The organism is Candidatus Desulfofervidus auxilii (assembly GCA_030262725.1).
GTDB lineage: Bacteria > Desulfobacterota > Desulfofervidia > Desulfofervidales > Desulfofervidaceae > JAJSZS01.
The window spans coordinates 20,573-39,683 of record JAJSZS010000017.1; the positions used below are offsets into that span (position 1 = coordinate 20,573).

The following is a 19,111-nucleotide window of genomic DNA, read 5'->3' on the forward strand; positions in this document are numbered from 1 at the left end:
AAAAAGTCAACAAATTATCCTTGAAATGCTTTTAAAGGTGGTAAAGAAGCAGCTAAATAGGCAGGATAAACTCCAGCTATTATACCAAGTCCTAAACTAATAATTATAGATAAAATAATTTGAATAAAACTTAAAACTAATGGAATATTAGCAATAAAACTTACAGTCCAGGCAATCATCAAACCTAAAATTATTCCTCCTATCCCTCCACTAAAAGAAATAAATATAGCTTCTCCTAAAAATTGTAATAGAATATCTATTTTTTTTGCTCCTACTGCCCGACGAATACCTATTTCATAATATCTTTCTGCAACAGAAAGAAGCATTAAGGCAAAAATACCTATACCACCAATAATAAAGGAAATAATTGCAGCCATTTTGCTTAAAAGGGAAACAAGAGCAAGTCCTTTTTCTTTTGTTTCAGTTAAATCTTTTAATGCATAAATAGTAAAATCATCTGCTTCTAAAGGGCCTATTTTATGTCTTTGACGTAAAAGATTTTTTATATCTTCTTTTATTCTTAGCATATCTTTTTCATTAACAGTTTCTATTAAAATAGCAGAAAGATAATCTACATTTAAGAATCGAGTCATAACAGTCTTAAGAGGAAGATAAATTACATTATCTAAATCTTCGCCTGCTAAATCAGCACCCTTTGGTGCCAATACTCCAATAATCTCACAGGGTACACGTCTGATTAAAAGAGTCTTTCCAAAAACCCCCTTTTCATTAAAAAGTGTTTTCCAAACTTTATAGCCTAAGACTACTTTTCTTAAACCTAATTTTTCTTCCTCTTTATTAAAAAAACGCCCTTCTTCAAGCATCAAATTTCTTAAATCTTTAATCTCATTTGTAGCACCAATAAGCTTTGTCCACATTATTGTCCCTTTATATCTTAAAGGAAACATTGCTTCAACCAAAGGCACAACTCTTTTAACACCATTTATTGTCATTTTAATTGCTTTTGCATCATTAAGTTTTAAAGTTTGAGCAGTGCTAAATTGGCGTATACCTCGTCCTGTGATTCTTACTTCACCAGCTCGAACAACAACAAGATTTGGTCCAAATTTTTCCAATGTATTTTTTATTTGTTTTTTCATAGCTATTGAAATATGACTTACTGTTACTAATGCCAAAATACCAAAAAGAACACCAAGCATAGAAAGCAATGTCCGTCGTTTGTGAAGAATTAATACTTGAAAAATATTTTTTAAAAAAATTTTATTTTTCATCCTCTAATAGCCTCAATTGGCTTTAAGTGAGCAGCTTTTAAGGCTGGCTTTAAACCTGAAAACAGACCTATTATTAAACTTAATCCTAATGCAAGCAACCAAACTTTTAAAGAAAAAAACATAGGTATTTTACCAAATTTTTCTAAAATTATTCCTCCAATTAATGCAAATATCATTCCCAATCCACCACCTAGAAGTGTTGTAAAAATAATTTCTGTTAAAAAAGAAAAAGCAATATGAATCTTTTTTGCACCATATGCTCTTTTGATACCAATCTCTTTAGCCCTTTGTCTTATAGCTAAATAGGAAAGATTTGCTAAAATGAATCCTCCTACTATAAGAGCAATAAAACCAGCTGTACCTAAAAACAATATAAGACTTCCAGAAAATATTTTTAAAAATTGCCATACTTCTTCTGCTGTAAACATTCGAAAATCATCTTCTTCAATAGGGCCTAATTGATGAAGATATCTCAAAAGTTTACGAATATTTTCTGCTGTTTGTTTTAAATCACTATGTGTGCGAACCCGAATAAGATTTATATACTTATCTTCATTTAAAAAACGATCCATAACTGTAGTTAATGGCATGACTACTCTATCATCCAAATGTTTTCTTCCAGTTGCCCCTCCCCTTTCTGCAAGCACACCTATTACTTTTACTGGACGTCCATTAATAATAATAGTTTGACCTATAGGAGAATCATTTCCAAAAATTTCATTTTTTACCTTAATTCCTAATACTGCTACCATTCTTTTAAAAGCAACATCCTCTTTTGTAAAAGCACTTCCTTCTATTATTGACCATTTCCAAGAGGGAAAATAATCAGGTATTGTACCTAAGAGTACTCTGGTTTCCCATTTTTTATTTTTGTACTTAACAAGAACTGATCTTACAAACACCATAGGTATTACTTCATAAACACCAGAAATATGATGTTTAATAGCATTTACATCATCTAAAGTAAGTGTATAAGTATGCTGACGTATCTCTTTCTTTTCACCTCCTCCAATTATTAAAATAGCATCTGGCCCAAAAATACCAAATATTTTATAAGCTTTTTTATTGGCGCCTTCAGTAGCTGCGATAATTAATGCCATAGTACCAACACCAAGAGAAATACTTAAAATAGAGAAAAAAAACCTTAATCGATAAAAAGAAATTGAGGCAAAAATTTCTCGTAAAAAAAGATATAATTTAATAAAAAATTTTCCCATCTTTTATTTTTACAATTCTTTTTGCCCTTGCTGCCATTTCTGGATCATGAGTAACAAGGATAATGGTCTTTCCTTCTTTATTTAATTGTTCAAATATGTCCATTATGCTATTAGCAGTTTGATAATCAAGCTGACCTGTAGGTTCATCAGCTAATATAATTTCAGGATCATTAATAAGGGCACGTGCAATAGCTACTCGCTGTTGTTCTCCACCTGAAAGTTGAGAAGGTTTACTTGAATAGCGTCCAGAGAGTCCAACTTTATCTAATAAAATTTTTGCTCTTTGTTTGGGTTTGGGAAAACTTTTATTACTATAAAGCAAGGGCAAAAGCACATTTTCTAAAGCATTTAAATATTCTATTAAATAAAATTGTTGAAATACAAAACCAATATAAGCATTTCTTAATTGAGAAAGTTTTTCATCCTCTAATTGATTTACTAATTCCCCCATAAGATAATATTCTCCGCTAGTAGGTATATCCATAAGACCAATGATATTTAAAAGTGTACTTTTGCCAGATCCTGAAACACCCATAATAGCAAGAAACTCTCCTTTTTCTACATCTAAATTAATACCTTTAAGTACCTCTATTTTTCTTTCTCCTAATGTGTATATTTTTTTTATATTTTTCAAAGAAATAATAGGCATCACCTTTTAGGTAGGGAAAAATCAATTGCAATTTCATCACCTTCTTTTAAACCAGAAAGGACTTCTATTTCTTTTTCTCCACGTGCACCAATTTTTACTGATATAGGTATAAGTTTATTTTTCTCTACCCGATAAACTACAGGCTTTCCTTCTTCAAATTTTAGAGCTTCTTTAGGAATAAGAAGTACATTCTTTTTTACCTCTGTTATAATTTTAGCATGAACAGTCATCTCTGGACGAATAAATTTTGCATCTTCTGGAGAAACTTTAACAATGGCTAAATAATAAACAATATTTTCCTTTACTTCTGGTTCTGGATATATAGTAGAGATTTTTCCAAAAAACCATTTATCAGGATAGGCATCTACATAATAATGAACTTCTTTTCCTGGAGTAACTAAGCCAATATCTGTTTCATCTACATAAAGCCATATTTCTAATTTAGTAGGATCTATAAGGGTAATCAAATTAGGAGCTGTAAGACCTGCTACTACAGTTTCACCTTGTTGTGTTGAAACTTGAGATACATATCCAGAAATAGGAGCATAAATTCTAGTATAAGAAAGTTGGACTTCAAGGCTTTTTATCCTTTCTTTTTTTTCAGCAATTTCAGCAAGTAATGCCTGACGTTTCCTTTTATATTCTTCTTTAAGACGTTCAAGTGTTTTTAAAGCTACTTGATATTCTGCCCAAGCAATGTCTCTTTCCTTACGTGCCCTATCAACACTATCTTGAGTAGTAAAATCTTGCTTTAATAACATTTCTTCTCTAGATAAATTTAATTTGGCATATTCATAACGAGCTTTAGCTGCCTGAATACGAGCTTTTTGCTCTTCAATTCTTAAAGGATAAGTAGTATCAATCAAGCGAAGTTGTGCTTCTGTATTTTTAAGGCTTGCTTTTGCGCTATTTAAATTTGCTAAAATCTCTCTGTCATCAATTTTAGCTAATAACTCCCCTTTTTTTACATAATCTCCTACTTGATAAGGCAAATAGGTAAGAAGACCAGTAGCTCGAGTACCTACTTTTACAATTGCCCCTACTTGAGGTTTAACAATACCTGTCTCTTCTACAAAAATAGTTAAATTACCGCGAAAAACTTTGGCTGTTTTTATAATCTTTGGCTTTGTTGGCTTTTGCAAAAAGAAAATAATTATTGTTATGATGATAATTATTATGAAGCTAGAAAGAAAAAATTTTTTCATTAAATTCACTTTGGAATTTCGGCAAATACTGCTTTTTCTAAAGCACTAATAGCAATATTATAATTTAATATTTGTTCTACCCATTTAACCTTACTTTCTGCTAGATTCATTTCTGCTTGAATAAGAGAAATAATATCACCTTTCCCTACCTTGTATTCACCATAAGCCTGATTGTAATTTACTTCTGCTTCCTTTACTAATTCAGCAGCTATATTCATATTAGCAAATGCTAATTCTAAATCTTTATAAGCTTGATAAATTTCTAAAGAAATTTCTCGTTTAATCTCATCAAGCTTTGCCTGTTCTGCTTTTAGTGTCCGTCTTTGCGCACTCACTTTGTAATATCTACCTAAACCATCAAACAAATCATAAGAAAGACTTACGAGAAATACAGCTTCTTTTTCTCCTAATGCTGGTTCATTATCAAATCGATAAAAACTTAATTTTGTGTCAAGTTTTGGGAAATAAGCACTACGATATCCTTTTATAGCTACCTCTGCTTTTTTAACTTCAAGAAGCTGTTTTTTTATTTCTGGACGATACTTAAAAGCCATTTCTTTTAAAACAGAAAAATTAACATTTATCCATTTATGATTTAGCTTCCCTTCTAAAGTTATAGATTTATTTAAAGGCCAGCCTATTAAACTATTTAAATCACCTTCTACTTTCTCAAGATCTTTTTTAGCAGTTAATGTCTCCATACGGGCATTTGTATAACGTACTTGTGCTTGTGTGACATCAGATAACATTGCTACTCCTACTTTTCTTCTTGCCATTGCCAACTCATAATTTTTTTTAGCAATACTTTCTGCCTCCTTTCGCACTTCCCAAATTTTTTTCATAGCAAGACATTTATAAAAGGCTTTTTTAACTAAAAATTTTAAATCATTCTTTATTATTTCTATCTCTGCAATAGCCTGATCAAAAACAAAAGCACTTTGTTGCCTTTGACTCCAGCGATAACCACCATCAAATAATCTATAAGAAATTGTCAAACCAAACGTATATTGATTATCCCACAACCTTCCTATTGTATGCATAGAGCTCTCAAATGTACGTTCATATGAAAATTCTGAGGAAAGTGTAGGAAAATAAGGATCAAAGCTTGCTTTATAAAGAAATTGTGTCTTTTCTTTTAAATGAATTTTCTCTTTTAATGGAGGATATGTTTTCATTGCTAAAGAAATAGCTTGTTGTAAAGTAAGTGCCCATAAAGAAAAAGGATAAAAAATAAAAATAAGAATAAATATTTTTGTTTTAAGGTCCTCAATCATCTTCCAATAATCACTTCTACTTCTTCAACACATCTAGGATTAGCTCGACGGATAATAAAAGTAAGATTATTATAATAAAATTTTTCTCCTACAGTTGGAATTTTCCCAAGATAATCTATGATAAAACCATTTAAAGTTTCATAATCTCCTTTAGGAAGGGTAAAAGGTAAATTTTCATTAATCTCATTTATTTCCATACGACCTTTAATTAAATATCTATTTTCACTTACTTTTTCAAAAAAGGACAATTCTCTCTCATCCTCATCCATTATCTCTCCAGTAATTACCTCTAAAAGGTCTTTAATAGTTACAATACCTACTGCCCCACCGTATTCATCTACTACCACTGCCAATGGCTGTTTTTCTCTTTGCATTTCCTTTAAAAGGACATGTACAGGTTTTGTTTCTGGTACAAAAAAGGCATTTCTCATATACGGTTTAATATTAGCTTTTAAGTCAGAAAAATTTATAAAATCATAATAGTGAATGATGCCAACAATATTATCTACTCTTTCTTTATAAACTGGCAATCGTGTGTAGCGATATTTAGAAAAAAGATCCAATGCCTCTTTTATAGTAGCTGTATCAGATATAGAGGTAACCTCAACAAGTGGTATCATTACCCTTTTAACAGCTATTTCTGTAAATGTAAATAGACGTCTTAATAGTTGGCGCTCTTTTAAAGTAAGAGCAATTTCTAATTCATCTTGTTGAAGTAAAAACTTTAATTCTTCTCTAGTAAAAAAAGAAGTTTTATGAAGTCCTTTACTGCCTGTTAACTTTAATAATTTTTCAGTAAAAAAAGAAAATACAATAACAAGAGGAGCTAAAAGAAAGCTGGCAGCTTTTAAACCAATTGCTACTTTTGGAGCAATTATATTTGGATAACGACGACAGATAGTTTTAGGTATAACTTCACCAAATATCAAAAGAATAGGTGGCAATCCAAAAATAGATAATATTTCCCCAGTTACTCCTAAATGTTTAATTAAAAAAGCAGTAGTAAAAGCAGTATTTGTAATAACACTTAAATTAGTACCAACAAGAGTAACAGCCAAAAAATGGGCTGGTTGTTGTAGATATTTTAAAGCTTCCTTTGCCCCTTTAGCTTTTAGGTATTTTGGATCAGCTGAAACAATAGCAATTTCTGAACCAGAAAAAAAACCTTCGCAAAAAAGCAGTATGAAAAAGAGAATAACTCCTATCATTTTAATCTTTCTACTATAAGCTCTGTAATCCTCCTCCCTTTAAGACCAATTACTGTAAACTTAAGATTCTCAATTTGTATTGTTTCTCCTTTTTGTGGCAAACGACCTAAATGAGCTAAAATGAGTCCTCCTACTGTATCTTCTTCTGCTTTAAGATTTGTTTTAAAAATATAGTTAAAATCCTTTAAAGACATTTTTGCCATCACTTTATATTTATAAGGAGCTATCTCTTTATACCATTTTTCAGCCATATCATATTCGTCATATATCTCTCCAAACAATTCCTCTAATAAGTCTTCCATTGTAATGAGACCTACTACACTACCATATTCATTAACAACCATAACCATAGCTATTTTTTTTCTTTGCATTTCCCAAAAAAGCTCCTCTCCTTTTTTAGTTGACGGAACAAAATAAGGTTGAATAAATTTTTCTTTTAAATCCTTTACAGTTCCTTCAATTTTATTTAATCCCAATAAAGTTTTTGTATGAAGGATACCAATAATATTATCTGGATCCCTATCATATACAGGAATCCTTGAAAAACATTGATAGTTAAGAAGCTTTTTTAACTCTTTAATTGGTGTATCTAATGAAATGATAAACATATCTGGACGAGGCACCATAATTTCAGATACAGATTTATGTCTGAAGCGCAAAAGATTGGCTATAAACTCTCTCTCAATAATCTTAAACCCATCTTCATGAGAAGCGCTTTCTAAAAGTTGTAAAAATTCATTATCTAAAAAACAAGGTTCTTCCTTAGAAACAGCAGGCAAAGGATAAAGTGCAATATTCACCACATATCTAATAAAATTCCGGATAGGAGTAACTAATTTTACAAAGAAATTAATAAATGGAGCTATTTTTAAAGAAAAACTAGGAGCTTTTGTAAGAGCAAATGCCTTAGGAACAATCTCTCCCCAAAGCAATAAAATCGGTGTCATTACAGCAAGCGTAATCCATTTTCCTTTTTCGTCATAAAGAGCAATAGCAACAGAGGTAGCTAAAGCTGAAGCTGTAACATTAACACTTTCATTGCCAATAAGAATAGAAATAAGTAAATGAGCAGGTTTTTCTAAAAGAGAAGCTATTATTTTTCCATTTTTAGTCTCTTTAAGCTTTAGTATTTGGTAACGAGTGAGTGAAAAAAGAGCTGTTTCTGAACTAGAAAATAAAGCAGAAAAACATAAAAGGATGAAAATAAGGATTAACTTAAAATAAATAATTTCCATTTTTTAATCTTATATTTAAAGCTGGCTCAATCACCTCATCCATATTTTTAACAAAAATAAATTTAAGTTGTCTCTTTACTGAAGATGGTACTTCAATTAAGTCTTTTTTATTTCTTTCAGGCAAAATTATATATTTAACTTTTGCCCTTGCTGCTGCTAATGCCTTTTCTTTAATACCCCCTACAGGCAAGACCCTACCACGCAAGGTAATTTCACCAGTCATAGCTATTTCTTTATTAACAGGTTTATTAATCAGTGCCGAAATCAATGCTACTGCCATTGTAATACCAGCTGATGGCCCATCCTTTGGTACTGCCCCTTCAGGTACATGGATGTGAACATCTATCTTTTCATAAAAATCTTCTGCTAATCCCAATGCCTTTGCACGTGAACGAACATAACTCAAAGCAGCTTTAGCAGACTCTTGCATAACTTCTCCCATCTGGCCTGTAAGCATAAGATTCCCTTTACCTTTTAAAACTGTTACTTCTACTCTTAAAATTTCTCCACCATAAGGTGTCCAAGCTAATCCAGTAGCTACTCCTACTTCACTTTCTTCTACTTCAATCTCAGGTAGATACTTAGGCGGCCCAAGATATTGATGAAGATTAGATGGAGTAACCTTGAAAGGCCCTTTTTGACCTTCTGCTAATTTCCTTGCTATTTTTCTACAAATAGCCCCAATTTCTCTTTCTAAATTTCTTACCCCTGCCTCTCTTGTATAATTACTAATAATCTTTTTAATTGTTTCTGAGGAAATTTTTAAATCTTTTTGATTAAGACCGTGTTCTTTAAGCTGCTTTGGTAAAAGATATTTTAAAGCAATCTGAAGTTTTTCTTCTTCTGAATAGCCTGGAATTTCAATAATCTCCATCCGATCTTTTAAGGCCGAAGGAATAGGGTCTATAAGATTAGCAGTAGTAATAAACATTACTTTTGACAAATCAAAAGGAACACTTAAATAATGATCGCTAAAATTGGTATTTTGTTCAGGATCAAGTACTTCCAAAAGGGCAGAAGCAGGATCACCTCTAAAATCTGTGCCAATTTTATCAATCTCATCCAACATAAACACAGGATTATTTGAACCAACTTGTTTTAAGCCTTGAATAATACGTCCTGGCATAGCTCCAATATATGTGCGACGATGACCACGAATTTCTGCTTCATCTCGAATTCCACCTAAAGAAATGCGCACAAACTTTCTTCCTAATGCTCTAGCAATAGACTTACCTAAAGAAGTTTTGCCTACTCCAGGAGGGCCAACAAAGCAAAGAATTGCTCCTTTAGCATGAGGATTTAATTTTCTTACACTTAAATACTCAAGAATCCTTTCTTTAACTTTCTTTAAATTATAATGATCCTCATCTAAAATCTTTTTGGCTTCTTTTATATCCAATTTGTCTTTTGTACTCTTTCTCCACGGAAGCTCTACTAACCAGTCTAAGTAAGTCCGTATAACATTAGCATCAGCTGAATCTGGATGCATCATACTTAAACGTTCAAGCTGTTTAAATGCCTCTTCTTTTACTATTTTAGGCATTTTAGCCTTTTCAATCTTTTCACGAAATTCTTCTATTTCTTCATCAAACTCATCATATTCACCCAATTCCTTTTTAATGGCTTTTAATTGTTCACGAAGAAAATACTCCCTTTGAACTCTATCCATTTCTTCTCGTGCTTCTGACTGAATTTCTGCTTGTACTTTAGAAACTTGCAATTCCTTACCCAATAATTCATTTACTTTGCGCAAACGCTCTACAGGCTCAAGGATTTCTAAAATTTTTTGTGCTTCACTTACTTTAAATCTTAAATTTGAAGCAATAATGTCAGCTAATTGTCCTGGATCATCTATTTGACTAATAATGGCAAAAATATCTTCATAATCCAGTCCTTTTAAAGAAAGAATCTTTTCACTTTGCTCTTTTACATTTCGCATCAATGCTTCTATTTCAACTGTGATTTCAGAAACTTTTTTATCCTCTAGAACTTTAATCTTTGCTAAAAGAAATGGGGAAATCTGTATATATTCTTTTACCCTAGCTTTGGTTAATCCTTGTATTAACAACTTAAGCCGACCATCTGGCAATCTTAATTGACGCATGATTAAAGCAATGGTACCTACTTCATAAAGATCTTGAGGGGTAGGATTTTCTATTGTAGGTTCTTTTTGAGTAATAAGAAGAATTAATTTATCCTTAACTAAACTTTCTTCTACTGCTTTTAAAGATATAGGACGTCCAATAAAAATAGGCAGAATCATAGAAGGAAATACTACTAAATCTTTCATAGGAATAACTGGCAACAATTCACCGACTACAATCTCTTTTTCTTCTAAAAAATCCTGCATTTTATCTTCGCAATCTCCTTGCCAATAATATCAAGAACATATATTGTTATTTCTATCATGTCGGTTACCAAAAAAGAAGAGTTCCGAAAAATTTATAGCAGTTATCGTGAAAAACTTTCTCATTTAGAAAGAAAACAAAAAAGTATTCAAATTTGTAATAAAGTTTTAACATTGCATGAATGGAAAAATGCAAAAATAGTTATGCTTTATGTCACACATAAAAGTGAAGTTGATACCTTACCTCTCATCCAAGCTGCCTTAAAATATAATAAGAATGTTCTCTTGCCTCGGGTAGAGGGTAAAGAAATTGTTCCATATCAGATTTTTTCTTTTCCAGAAGATGTAGCACCTGGCTTCGCAAATATCCTTGAACCTGTACCAAAAAAATGCAAACTTTGGGAAAAATCATTTGATCTTGTAATAGTACCTGGTATTGTATTTGACCTTCAAGGTGGACGGTTAGGTTATGGAAAAGGATATTATGATCGTTTCTTAAAAAATCTCTCTTTTTCACCTCTTAAAATTGGCCTTACTTTTGAAATTTGCTTAACTGATTCCTTACCTTTAGAAACCCATGATATGAAAGTTGACATTGTTGTTACTGAAAATCGAATAATAAAATAAAAAATGGAGGCGGCAACCGGATTCGAACCGGTGAATCGCGGTTTTGCAGACCGCTGCCTTACCACTTGGCTATGCCGCCTCTTTGGAGCGGGAAACGGGGTTTGAACCCGCGACCCCCACCTTGGCAAGGTGGTGCTCTACCACTGAGCTATTCCCGCTCTTTTTTAAAATATCTCTTTAAGCTAATCTTGTCAAGAGAATGAATTATGAAAAATAAGTTGAATTGGTTTTAACTAATTCACTTAATGTTTTTAAAATAACATTTTTAGGAAAAAGCTGATTTGAAACATAAGGGAAAATATGTTTTTTTAATCTTTCTACAAGTATTTTAAACACACGTTCTTTTTCAGAAAAAATCACTAAACTTTTCTTTTTTTGCTGTTCATAAATAACATAATTTCCTTTTATCTTTATTAACTGTTTATACCATTCAGAGCCAGAACTAAATTCTTCAAAATACTCTTTTTTTATCTCTATTTTGCATCTAGCTATAACTTTTACTGTCCATAACCCTCGAATTTCTTCTTTTGAAGCATCCCATAGTTCTAAAGTAAGCCCATTTTTAAGTGGAATCTTATCAAACAATATCATATTATAACATTTTCATTTTGACAGACTTTTGTCAATAAATGTTTACTTAATAATTGTAATTGACTATAATTATTAAATGTCATACAAAGGAAAAAAACCAAAAGTAGCTATTGGCAATTCTTTAGCCCATTGTAAACAAGTCATTACTTTAGGAGTAAGAACTAATTTTTCTGACTATAAACCATGGGAGCAAAAATTAATAAGAGAAGCAGAAAAAATTTATTATCCCACCAGTTTTTATGCTGACCTTTTTAAATCTATGGGAAAACCCACATTTCCTAGTTTTGAATGTTATGCTTATGCAATGGACAAAATAAAACAAACTACACTTTTTAATTTATTAAATATTCCTCATCCTTATACACGCATATTTTATGGTGAACGTCAAAAGAAAAAAATTCTAAATTATTTTTCTTATCCATTTATTGCCAAAATTCCAAGAGCTTCAGCTCTTGGTGAAGGTGTTTTTTTGATTAAGAATGATAAAGATCTTTTGGAATACAACCGCAAGACAAAAATAGCTTATATTCAAGAATATTTAGAAATTGAAAAAGATATTAGAGTGGTGCTTATAAATTATAAAGTAGTACTTGCATATTGGCGTATAAAAAAGCAAGATGAATATCGCTGTAATATAGCTCAAGGCGCTGAGATAAGCTTTGACCCTGTACCTGAAGAAGCTATAGAATTAGCTATAAAGACAAGTAAACTTTGCAACTTTAATAATGTTGGTATTGATATATGTATTCATAATGGAAAACTCTATGTGCTTGAAGCCAATATGGTATATGGAAAAAAGGGATTTCAAAAAGCAGGCATTGATTACAAAAAACTCTTAGCTGAGATGCTAGAAAGAGGTGAAATATAGCTAAATTGCATCTTTTGCTTTTTCTAACAAAATCTTAAGCTCTTTGTCATTTTTAATAAAAACACCTAAATTTCCAAGTCTCACATTTTCAAGTCCTGCATCTTTTACTTCATAATATGCATTTAACATCTGTTTTAAATTTGGTGGAGGAACATCCCTCATTTTATATTCTGGGAAAAAGGCAAGAATTGTAAAAGGTATTTTTTTATCAACCTTTGAAATAATTTTTGCTATTTTTCTTATTTGATCTTCCTCAACCCAACCTGGAATATATAAACTTAAGACCTCAAGAACAAAGTCTCTTTTAAGAATTTCCTCAGGTAGCTTCAAAATCCATTCATTTGAAACACCTGTTAATTTTTTATGAATATCTGGATCATATGCCTTTATATCAAGCCAGAAAGAATCAACTCCAGCCTCTTTTAAAATGTCAAGATTTTTAGGAGTAAGCCCATATCCATTTGTCTCAAAGAGTATCCATAAAGGCAGACCTTCTTCCTTTATTTTTTCAGCACATTTCACATAAAAATCTGGCTTACAGCCTAAATCTCCACCTGTAAAAGCAATAATATTTCTCGCTGGTCCAAGCCCTTGAGGTGATAAAACTATTTGATTTGGTTCTAATTTATTAGGACACAGCTCCCCTCTTCTCCCCGTAGGCTTTAAATAAAATTTTTCTTTAACTTTTCCTTGTTCAAAAACATGAATAAAATCTGGCTCAACGCACACACCACATCCTCTACAAAGGTCAAGTGCATGAAATGAAGTAGCTCTTTCTCTTGGTTCATAATATGTTATTTTTTCAGCATATTTTTTAGCTAGAGTTAAAATGTCATTAGGAGAAAGCCACTTGCCATCTGCATATTGAGTAAAACTCCAAGAATGACACTTTAAACATTCTAAATTACAACCAGATTGATATATTGAAAAATAATGCTCAGGCCTTGAAAGATGAGCAGATTTAATCAGCCTATAAGGAATACCATCTTTATATTTTAAAGTTAATTCACATGCCCTACCCTTTTTCCTATTATGCACTAAACATTTTCCAGGTCTAAATCCTTGTTTTAATAATTCACAATCATTTTGCATGGGTAAAAAATAAAGTTAATAAGAAAAAGTGTCAACTTTAAAAAATTGGCATTGAATTCTTTTGTAAATGTATTATAAGGTTTAAACTAATGGCAAAAATGAAAAAAGCAAGATTGAGTTTTAAATTATTATGTTTATTGTTTCTTGTTGTTACTATTCTCTCATGCATAGTTATTTCACAAAAACCTTTGGGGGAAAAACAGTCTTCTATAATTGATCCAAACTTATTAGGCATCTGGTATAATGTAAAAGAAGAAGGTTATTTAGCTATTCTAAAAAGGGATGATGGTTACCTAAAATTTATTTTATTTGATAATTCTGATGAGCCTCCTTTAGAATTACAAGGATATATATCTCAAATAGATAAAGAACGCTTTTTAAATTTACAACTTATTGAAACAGTCAATGATAAACGTGAGCCTAAAAAATATTATATTTTTGCTCATTATTATATTAATCAAAATAATGAACTTGCAATATCCCTTTTTAATTATGATTTTTTCAAAAAAGCAATTAAAGCTGGCTTAATCAAAGGAGAGATCAAAAAGAAAAGCATTATGGATTTAAAATTAACAGATTCAACTAAAAATCTTATTAATTTCATTAAAAATCACAAAAAAGAAGAATACTTAGACAAAGCCATAATTTTAAAAAAGATGAGACTTGAGCAATAAAATGGCAAAGAATTTGTTCTGCAATAGTTAATTTCCTCTATAAAATTTTTAGTACTTTGTTTTTTCTCATTTTCTACTTCTGTGATTCTTTTGTTTTGATAGTTAGGCTTTTCCCATCTCTCATTTCCTGTAACCACTTATCAATATCTTCTTTTATAAATCTCCACTGATTAGCAATTTTCACAGCAGGGATTTTTCCTTTCCTTGCCATCTTATAAAGAGTAGATTTTCCTATTTTCAAATATCTTGCGGTCTCTTCAAGTGTCATTATTTCAGAGAAACCTTCCTTCATAGCTTTAACTCCTTTTTGCCAGAGCTTATTATTGTTTAACATTGCATAATAAAATATAGCAAAAGCAAAAAGTCAAGTCTATTTTTAAAAAATTTTCCTTTTCAAGGTGGACTTCCTCAAGTACTTATTTTTTACTTGACTTTATCTTGGTTTTGCAGGATAGTTTTTAAGAAAGAAAATATTGGAGATTTAAATTTGCCAAGTCTTTTAAAAAGATTATAAGAAGAATTCTCTTTTTGTTTGACTTTGTAAAGGGTGGTGTATAATATATCAAAGAATAAGTTTGTGTATTTATAAATGACAAATAAGGATGATCTAATTGAAATTTAAGCATGCAAGTCGATTAATTTTAATAATTAATGCATGGTAAAGTAAAATTTTTTAAAGAAAAAATACAATATAAAAATATTAAAAAAGCTTAACAACTAACATGAATAAAGAAAAACTTCAACTTTATTATCAAATTAATCGAGATGCTGCTATTGAAATGAGTTATAAACCAAGGCAATCTTATATTGCCAGATGTAAAGAATTGAATTTAGATTCACCCAAAATTTTCTATGATCCAAAAATAAGAAGTTTGCATCCTTGGCTTGCTAGAAGACCTAGGAGCATTGCAAGATTTTCAATAATTTTAGCTTCAAATTCTCACGTTTCAATATTTAATCTCGATGAAATATACAAAAAAGTTAAAAATGGTTACCCTCCCTTAATATCCTATACAAAATCTAACCAAATAATAAATAAGAAATTAATATTATGCGACCCAATGGCTGGAGGAGGTACAATACCTTTGGAAAGTATAATATCAGGGTTAGAAACAATAGCTTTTGATTATAATCCAATAGCTTACTTAATCTTAAAGGCAACTATAGAATATCCATTAAAGTTCAAAGAAATGTTAAGTGATGCTGTGAGAGAGGAGGCAAGAAAGCTTATAGAATTTGCACATATTAATTTAGGAGATTTCTATAATAAAAAAGATGATGCTTATATTTATACTAAGAGCATTGATTGTCCATCTTGTAGAAAAAGCTTGTTAATAGCAACAGAGGCGGGAATAAAAGATTTTCTAGATTTGCATCTATCTCAACAGTATTTACCGATAATAAATTCTAAAAGAAAAGAAGGTATAATTTTAAAAAGAACCGCAAAAACTTTAAAAATTAAATGCACCTTCTGTGGAAATCAATTTGAAATAAGAAAGGAAGAGTTTTTTAAGGAATGGATAAGTAAACAGAAAAGACTTATGGATTCGATTTTTTCTGGTAAGCTTGATTATGAATTGTTATTAAGTGTACATTCTATTTTTATTAAAAAGGACACAGATAGAAATTATATAAAAGCTAGCGAAAGTGATAACAAACTACTAATAAATGCTTACGAGTTCCTTGTTAAGAACATAGATGAGCTAAAAGAATATATACCAATAGATAGAATTCCAAAACAAAATAAAGTTTTTGCTCCATTACTTAATATGGGATTAGAGTATTGGTATGAAATTTTTAATCCAAGACAATTGTTAGCTTTAGCAGTCTTAACAAGATACATTAGGAAGAGAGCTCAAGAGCTTACTTTAAAAGATAAAGAATTTGGGGCTGCTATTTCTTTGTATTTATGCTTTGGATTAAGTAAAATGATAGATTTTAATACCATACTAACTACTTGGAATGCTACAAATAAAAGTATAAGAGATACTGTAGGACAATACGCAAGATCTAGAAAAGTTGAATTAAATATAGAATATTGCGAAGCAGTAGTTCCTTACAAAAATCTGCCATGGGTTTTTGAACCATACTCAACAAATAGAACTGGAGGGGGTATATGTCCAGTTGTTGATGAGCTTTGTAGGCAAATGGAGGGTATTAATACTAACATAAAGGTATTCCAATTCGATGCTAAAAAAATTCATCTATTAAACAAAAAAATAGATTTAATTAATGTTGATCCTCCATATTTTGATCAACATATATACAGTGATTTAAGTGAATTCTTTTGGATGCTTGCAAGAATTTCTTTAAAAGATTTAATCGGAAGTTATTTCTTCAATGAAGAAATAAATGGAAAGAAAAGTTACGAGTATATTAACTGGAATCCCAGTTCTTCTTTTGTACCAAGAAAAGATGAGTTAATAGTAAGAAAAGATAATTATGTAGAAGAAGTTAAGAAATATAAGAAGAATATGACAGAATTTTTTAAAAGTGCGTATAAGATTTTAAATGATGATGGGAAACTTGTTCTTTGGTTTACTCATAAATCATGGGAAGCTTGGGAAAGTATCCTTTATTCTCTTTACATTTCTGGTTTTAAAGTCGAAAGTTTTTATCCTTTTGTATCAGAACATCCAACAAGAAGTGTCAGTATGCAAGGGGAACCTAAACTTAACCGAACTATTATAATAATAGCTTCTAAGCAGACAAAGCAGATAAAAAATATTGAAAATGATGTTTTTCATTTTTGTTTAAGAGTTTATGAGTATTTGAGGTATGCAAAAATTATGTCAACAGAGGAAATTGAGCTATGGGAAAAAGCTATAACCTTAATGGCTGCAGCTACAGCTAGATTAACAGTGCAAGATTTTAAAGATAAGGAATCTGCTTTTAAGAATGAAATACTTCCTAAAGGCATAATATTTGGATTAATGTGTTTATTAAAAATATTAGGGAAGGAGAAAGAGATAGAAAATTTAGACGCTCAAGAGAAGGTAAATTTGTTTTTACATATGCTAGAAAAGTTATTTGGAAGAGTTAGAATGGACTTAGCAAAATATATATGTAAATTTTACAATACGTCTTTTAATTTCATCAAAAATGGGCAAGTAAAGTTAAAAAGTTGGACAGAAATTTAACAAACCATTTTAGAAATCCCAAAGGTAAAAAATGAAAAAAGAAACAAAAGAAAAAATTAAAAAATTGGTGCTAGATTTTGCAAATAAATTAAGTGTTAAAAAGAGAGATTTTACAATTGAAGAGTTGAAGAAAGCATTTCCATTTCATGCTCTTTTCTTTGCTGATGATGCTATAATAGCGTTCAAATTGCAAAGGTCAATTGTGACAACATTAGGAATGAAAATATATCCAGAAATAGCAAGAATTATAGCTAAGGATAACTATGAGAAAGTCTATATTGACCATCCAATAGAAGGAAAAATTTCAGAAGAAAAAGCAAATGTAATAGAAAGAATAATAACAAATCTAAGACAAGGTAGAATCAAGCCAGATTTTGAAAAAGAAAAGGCCAAAATAAAAAATGCTACAGGAGGTAATTTAGTTAAAAGGAAGATAATAGCGGACATATTCATACAAGACCATGAAGATGGCCCATTATTTATGGAAATAAAGTCACCAAGGCCAAATTTAGATGTTTGTGCTGAAAGCAAGAAGAAAATGCTTTATTTTAGAGCCTTTTTTGAAAATAAAAATCCTCAAGCTTTCATAGGTTTCCCTTATAATCCATTTGTACATAAAAATAAATATGCTCATAATTTTGTTTTCCAAATATTTGATTTTGATAAAGAAGTACTATTAGGAGAAGAGATGTGGGATAAATTAGGAGGAAACGGCACATTTGCCGAACTTCTTAATTTGTTGGAAGAGTTAAAGGAAGAAATAAAAAGAATACTTCGATAAAAATTTTTATAAATACCTAAACTTACTCTTTGTATATTATACACCACCCTTTACAAAGTCAAACAAAAAGAGAATTCTCCTTAAAATCTTTTTAAAAGACTTGGCAAATTTAAATCTCCAATATTTTCTTTCTTAAAAACTGTCTGCAAAAACAGGATAAGCTCAAGTAAAAATAAGTAGTTGAGGCCTATCAAGAAAGGCAAGCTTGAAGCACAGGCAACGGAAGACAGCCGAAAATGGCTTGTGTCCGAGCACTGGGGGTGGGCTTCATTATCATCAATCCAGAATAGGAGAAAGAGATAGTTTTATTTTTCCTGCTTTCTCCCTTGTGCGGGTAAGTCGGAAAAATACTTTGAATGAGTTTGAAACAGCCATTAAAATGGCTTCCTGATTGACGACTCTTTCAAAATCCGGACAGGCTCTTGATGGGCAAGTTTCTGGAAACTCAAGCAGTTCAACATCTACCTTATCATTGAAGATTTTTGCTTCTTTTATAAACAGCCTTGCCAGTGCCTGCCTCTCTTTTAGTTCAAGAGAGGGATAAACCTTATAAAATCCTTCAAATCCTTTCTTTATTATCTCAAAATCAATGACCGTGCTTTCCTTTCTCCTTATTTTAAGCTTATTTCTTCAAGTTTTTTTCTCCAATTCTTCCTTTTCCTTTGACCGCTTATTGACTTCTTCCCTCACCTCTATCGGTGGGTTTGTAATTACAGTATAGGATCTTTTTGTAAATCATAAAACTAAGCCTAAATTTGGTGAAAATATTATTTGATAAATGCATCTTTTTAGAGTATATTTATAATGTTATGAAAGGAGAAAATTCTAAAAGGACAGAAACATGAACACTAAAAAGAACATTTTGAGATTCACGGTTTCAATGGATAAAGACCTGCTTGATGAGTTATTGAGAATTACAGGACAGAAAAAGAAAAGTAGAGCTGTTAATATTGCTTGTAAAGAATTTGTGA

The 19,111-nt window shown here is 30.8% G+C and carries 16 protein-coding genes and 2 tRNA genes; 5 read left to right on the forward strand and 13 right to left on the reverse strand.

Translation table 11 applies throughout. From position 1 onward, the window contains the following. Positions 1–14: 14 nt before the first annotated feature. The 8 genes from LWW95_09150 to lon are packed head-to-tail and all read right to left on the reverse strand — an operon-like array spanning position 15 to position 10,370. The gene (locus LWW95_09150) at positions 15–1,232 is read right to left on the reverse strand and encodes an ABC transporter permease (protein MDL1957193.1); all 1,218 of its coding nucleotides are present in this window, start codon (positions 1,230–1,232) and stop codon (positions 15–17) included. Beyond that, positions 1,229–2,449: an ABC transporter permease gene (locus LWW95_09155; GenBank protein MDL1957194.1), complete on the reverse strand. Its 1,221-nt coding sequence runs from the start codon at positions 2,447–2,449 to the stop codon at positions 1,229–1,231. Before LWW95_09155 ends, LWW95_09150 begins: the two co-directional genes overlap by 4 nt. Next, a complete protein-coding gene (locus LWW95_09160; GenBank protein ID MDL1957195.1) occupies positions 2,430–3,092 on the reverse strand; it encodes an ABC transporter ATP-binding protein in 663 nt (220 codons plus the stop codon). The genes LWW95_09155 and LWW95_09160 overlap by 20 nt, the downstream gene beginning before the upstream one ends. Positions 3,093–3,097: 5 nt before the next feature. Then, positions 3,098–4,303 (reverse strand): efflux RND transporter periplasmic adaptor subunit, encoded by a 1,206-nt coding sequence (locus LWW95_09165; GenBank protein ID MDL1957196.1) that lies wholly within the window; start codon positions 4,301–4,303, stop codon positions 3,098–3,100. 5 nt (positions 4,304–4,308) lie between these two features. Beyond that, complete coding sequence (locus LWW95_09170; protein ID MDL1957197.1) at positions 4,309–5,577, reverse strand: TolC family protein; 1,269 nt, start codon at positions 5,575–5,577, stop codon at positions 4,309–4,311. After that, positions 5,574–6,785: a hemolysin family protein gene (locus LWW95_09175; protein MDL1957198.1), complete on the reverse strand. Its 1,212-nt coding sequence runs from the start codon at positions 6,783–6,785 to the stop codon at positions 5,574–5,576. Before LWW95_09175 ends, LWW95_09170 begins: the two co-directional genes overlap by 4 nt. Continuing rightward, on the reverse strand, positions 6,782–8,020 hold the full coding sequence (locus LWW95_09180; GenBank protein ID MDL1957199.1) for a hemolysin family protein: 1,239 nt from the start codon (positions 8,018–8,020) through the stop codon (positions 6,782–6,784). Before LWW95_09180 ends, LWW95_09175 begins: the two co-directional genes overlap by 4 nt. After that, positions 8,001–10,370: an endopeptidase La gene (lon, locus tag LWW95_09185; protein MDL1957200.1), complete on the reverse strand. Its 2,370-nt coding sequence runs from the start codon at positions 10,368–10,370 to the stop codon at positions 8,001–8,003. Before lon ends, LWW95_09180 begins: the two co-directional genes overlap by 20 nt. Positions 10,371–10,427: 57 nt before the next feature. On the opposite strand from lon, the gene LWW95_09190 reads away from it, so the two are divergent. Next, a complete protein-coding gene (locus tag LWW95_09190; GenBank protein ID MDL1957201.1) occupies positions 10,428–10,994 on the forward strand; it encodes a 5-formyltetrahydrofolate cyclo-ligase in 567 nt (188 codons plus the stop codon). A gap of 4 nt (positions 10,995–10,998) precedes the next feature. On the opposite strand, the gene LWW95_09195 is transcribed toward LWW95_09190, so the two are convergent. The 3 genes from LWW95_09195 to LWW95_09205 form a co-directional block, all read right to left on the reverse strand. After that, positions 10,999–11,073: transfer RNA gene (locus LWW95_09195), tRNA-Cys, on the reverse strand. Between the two features lie 4 nt (positions 11,074–11,077). After that, a tRNA-Gly gene (locus LWW95_09200) sits at positions 11,078–11,152 on the reverse strand. A 46-nt stretch (positions 11,153–11,198) separates the two neighbouring features. Next, positions 11,199–11,585, reverse strand: coding sequence for a hypothetical protein (locus LWW95_09205; GenBank protein MDL1957202.1), 387 nt, complete (start codon positions 11,583–11,585; stop codon positions 11,199–11,201). A 76-nt stretch (positions 11,586–11,661) separates the two neighbouring features. Between LWW95_09205 and LWW95_09210 the strand changes: the two genes are divergently transcribed. After that, positions 11,662–12,453, forward strand: coding sequence for a RimK family alpha-L-glutamate ligase (locus tag LWW95_09210; GenBank protein ID MDL1957203.1), 792 nt, complete (start codon positions 11,662–11,664; stop codon positions 12,451–12,453). Here the strand turns inward: LWW95_09210 and LWW95_09215 are convergent, their stop codons facing one another. Further along, positions 12,454–13,545: a radical SAM protein gene (locus LWW95_09215; GenBank protein ID MDL1957204.1), complete on the reverse strand. Its 1,092-nt coding sequence runs from the start codon at positions 13,543–13,545 to the stop codon at positions 12,454–12,456. A gap of 89 nt (positions 13,546–13,634) precedes the next feature. Here LWW95_09215 and LWW95_09220 point away from each other — a divergent pair, with 89 nt between their 5' ends. Then, entirely contained in the window at positions 13,635–14,219 is a 585-nt protein-coding gene (locus LWW95_09220; protein MDL1957205.1) for a hypothetical protein, read from the forward strand. 73 nt (positions 14,220–14,292) lie between these two features. Here LWW95_09220 and LWW95_09225 read toward each other — a convergent pair whose 3' ends face one another. Then, the gene (locus LWW95_09225; protein ID MDL1957206.1) at positions 14,293–14,511 is read right to left on the reverse strand and encodes a helix-turn-helix domain-containing protein; all 219 of its coding nucleotides are present in this window, start codon (positions 14,509–14,511) and stop codon (positions 14,293–14,295) included. A gap of 430 nt (positions 14,512–14,941) precedes the next feature. On the opposite strand from LWW95_09225, the gene LWW95_09230 reads away from it, so the two are divergent. Beyond that, complete coding sequence (locus tag LWW95_09230; GenBank protein MDL1957207.1) at positions 14,942–17,359, forward strand: hypothetical protein; 2,418 nt, start codon at positions 14,942–14,944, stop codon at positions 17,357–17,359. A 31-nt stretch (positions 17,360–17,390) separates the two neighbouring features. Next, entirely contained in the window at positions 17,391–18,140 is a 750-nt protein-coding gene (locus LWW95_09235; protein ID MDL1957208.1) for a TdeIII family type II restriction endonuclease, read from the forward strand. Positions 18,141–19,111 lie beyond the last annotated feature (971 nt).

Bases quoted from the DNA above. Each gene is read 5' to 3' on its own strand.
- LWW95_09150 (MDL1957193.1), bottom strand. From the start codon at position 1,232: ATGAAAAATAAAATTTTTTTAAAAAATATTTTTCAAGTATTAATTCTT.
- LWW95_09155 (MDL1957194.1), bottom strand. From the start codon at position 2,449: ATGGGAAAATTTTTTATTAAATTATATCTTTTTTTACGAGAAATTTTT.
- LWW95_09165 (MDL1957196.1), bottom strand. From the start codon at position 4,303: ATGAAAAAATTTTTTCTTTCTAGCTTCATAATAATTATCATCATAACA.
- LWW95_09170 (MDL1957197.1), bottom strand. From the start codon at position 5,577: ATGATTGAGGACCTTAAAACAAAAATATTTATTCTTATTTTTATTTTT.
- LWW95_09175 (MDL1957198.1), bottom strand. From the start codon at position 6,785: ATGATAGGAGTTATTCTCTTTTTCATACTGCTTTTTTGCGAAGGTTTT.
- LWW95_09180 (MDL1957199.1), bottom strand. From the start codon at position 8,020: ATGGAAATTATTTATTTTAAGTTAATCCTTATTTTCATCCTTTTATGT.
- lon (MDL1957200.1), bottom strand. From the start codon at position 10,370: ATGCAGGATTTTTTAGAAGAAAAAGAGATTGTAGTCGGTGAATTGTTG.
- LWW95_09190 (MDL1957201.1), top strand. From the start codon at position 10,428: ATGTCGGTTACCAAAAAAGAAGAGTTCCGAAAAATTTATAGCAGTTAT.
- LWW95_09205 (MDL1957202.1), bottom strand. From the start codon at position 11,585: ATGATATTGTTTGATAAGATTCCACTTAAAAATGGGCTTACTTTAGAA.
- LWW95_09210 (MDL1957203.1), top strand. From the start codon at position 11,662: ATGTCATACAAAGGAAAAAAACCAAAAGTAGCTATTGGCAATTCTTTA.
- LWW95_09215 (MDL1957204.1), bottom strand. From the start codon at position 13,545: ATGCAAAATGATTGTGAATTATTAAAACAAGGATTTAGACCTGGAAAA.
- LWW95_09220 (MDL1957205.1), top strand. From the start codon at position 13,635: ATGGCAAAAATGAAAAAAGCAAGATTGAGTTTTAAATTATTATGTTTA.
- LWW95_09225 (MDL1957206.1), bottom strand. From the start codon at position 14,511: ATGAAGGAAGGTTTCTCTGAAATAATGACACTTGAAGAGACCGCAAGA.
- LWW95_09230 (MDL1957207.1), top strand. From the start codon at position 14,942: ATGAATAAAGAAAAACTTCAACTTTATTATCAAATTAATCGAGATGCT.
- LWW95_09235 (MDL1957208.1), top strand. From the start codon at position 17,391: ATGAAAAAAGAAACAAAAGAAAAAATTAAAAAATTGGTGCTAGATTTT.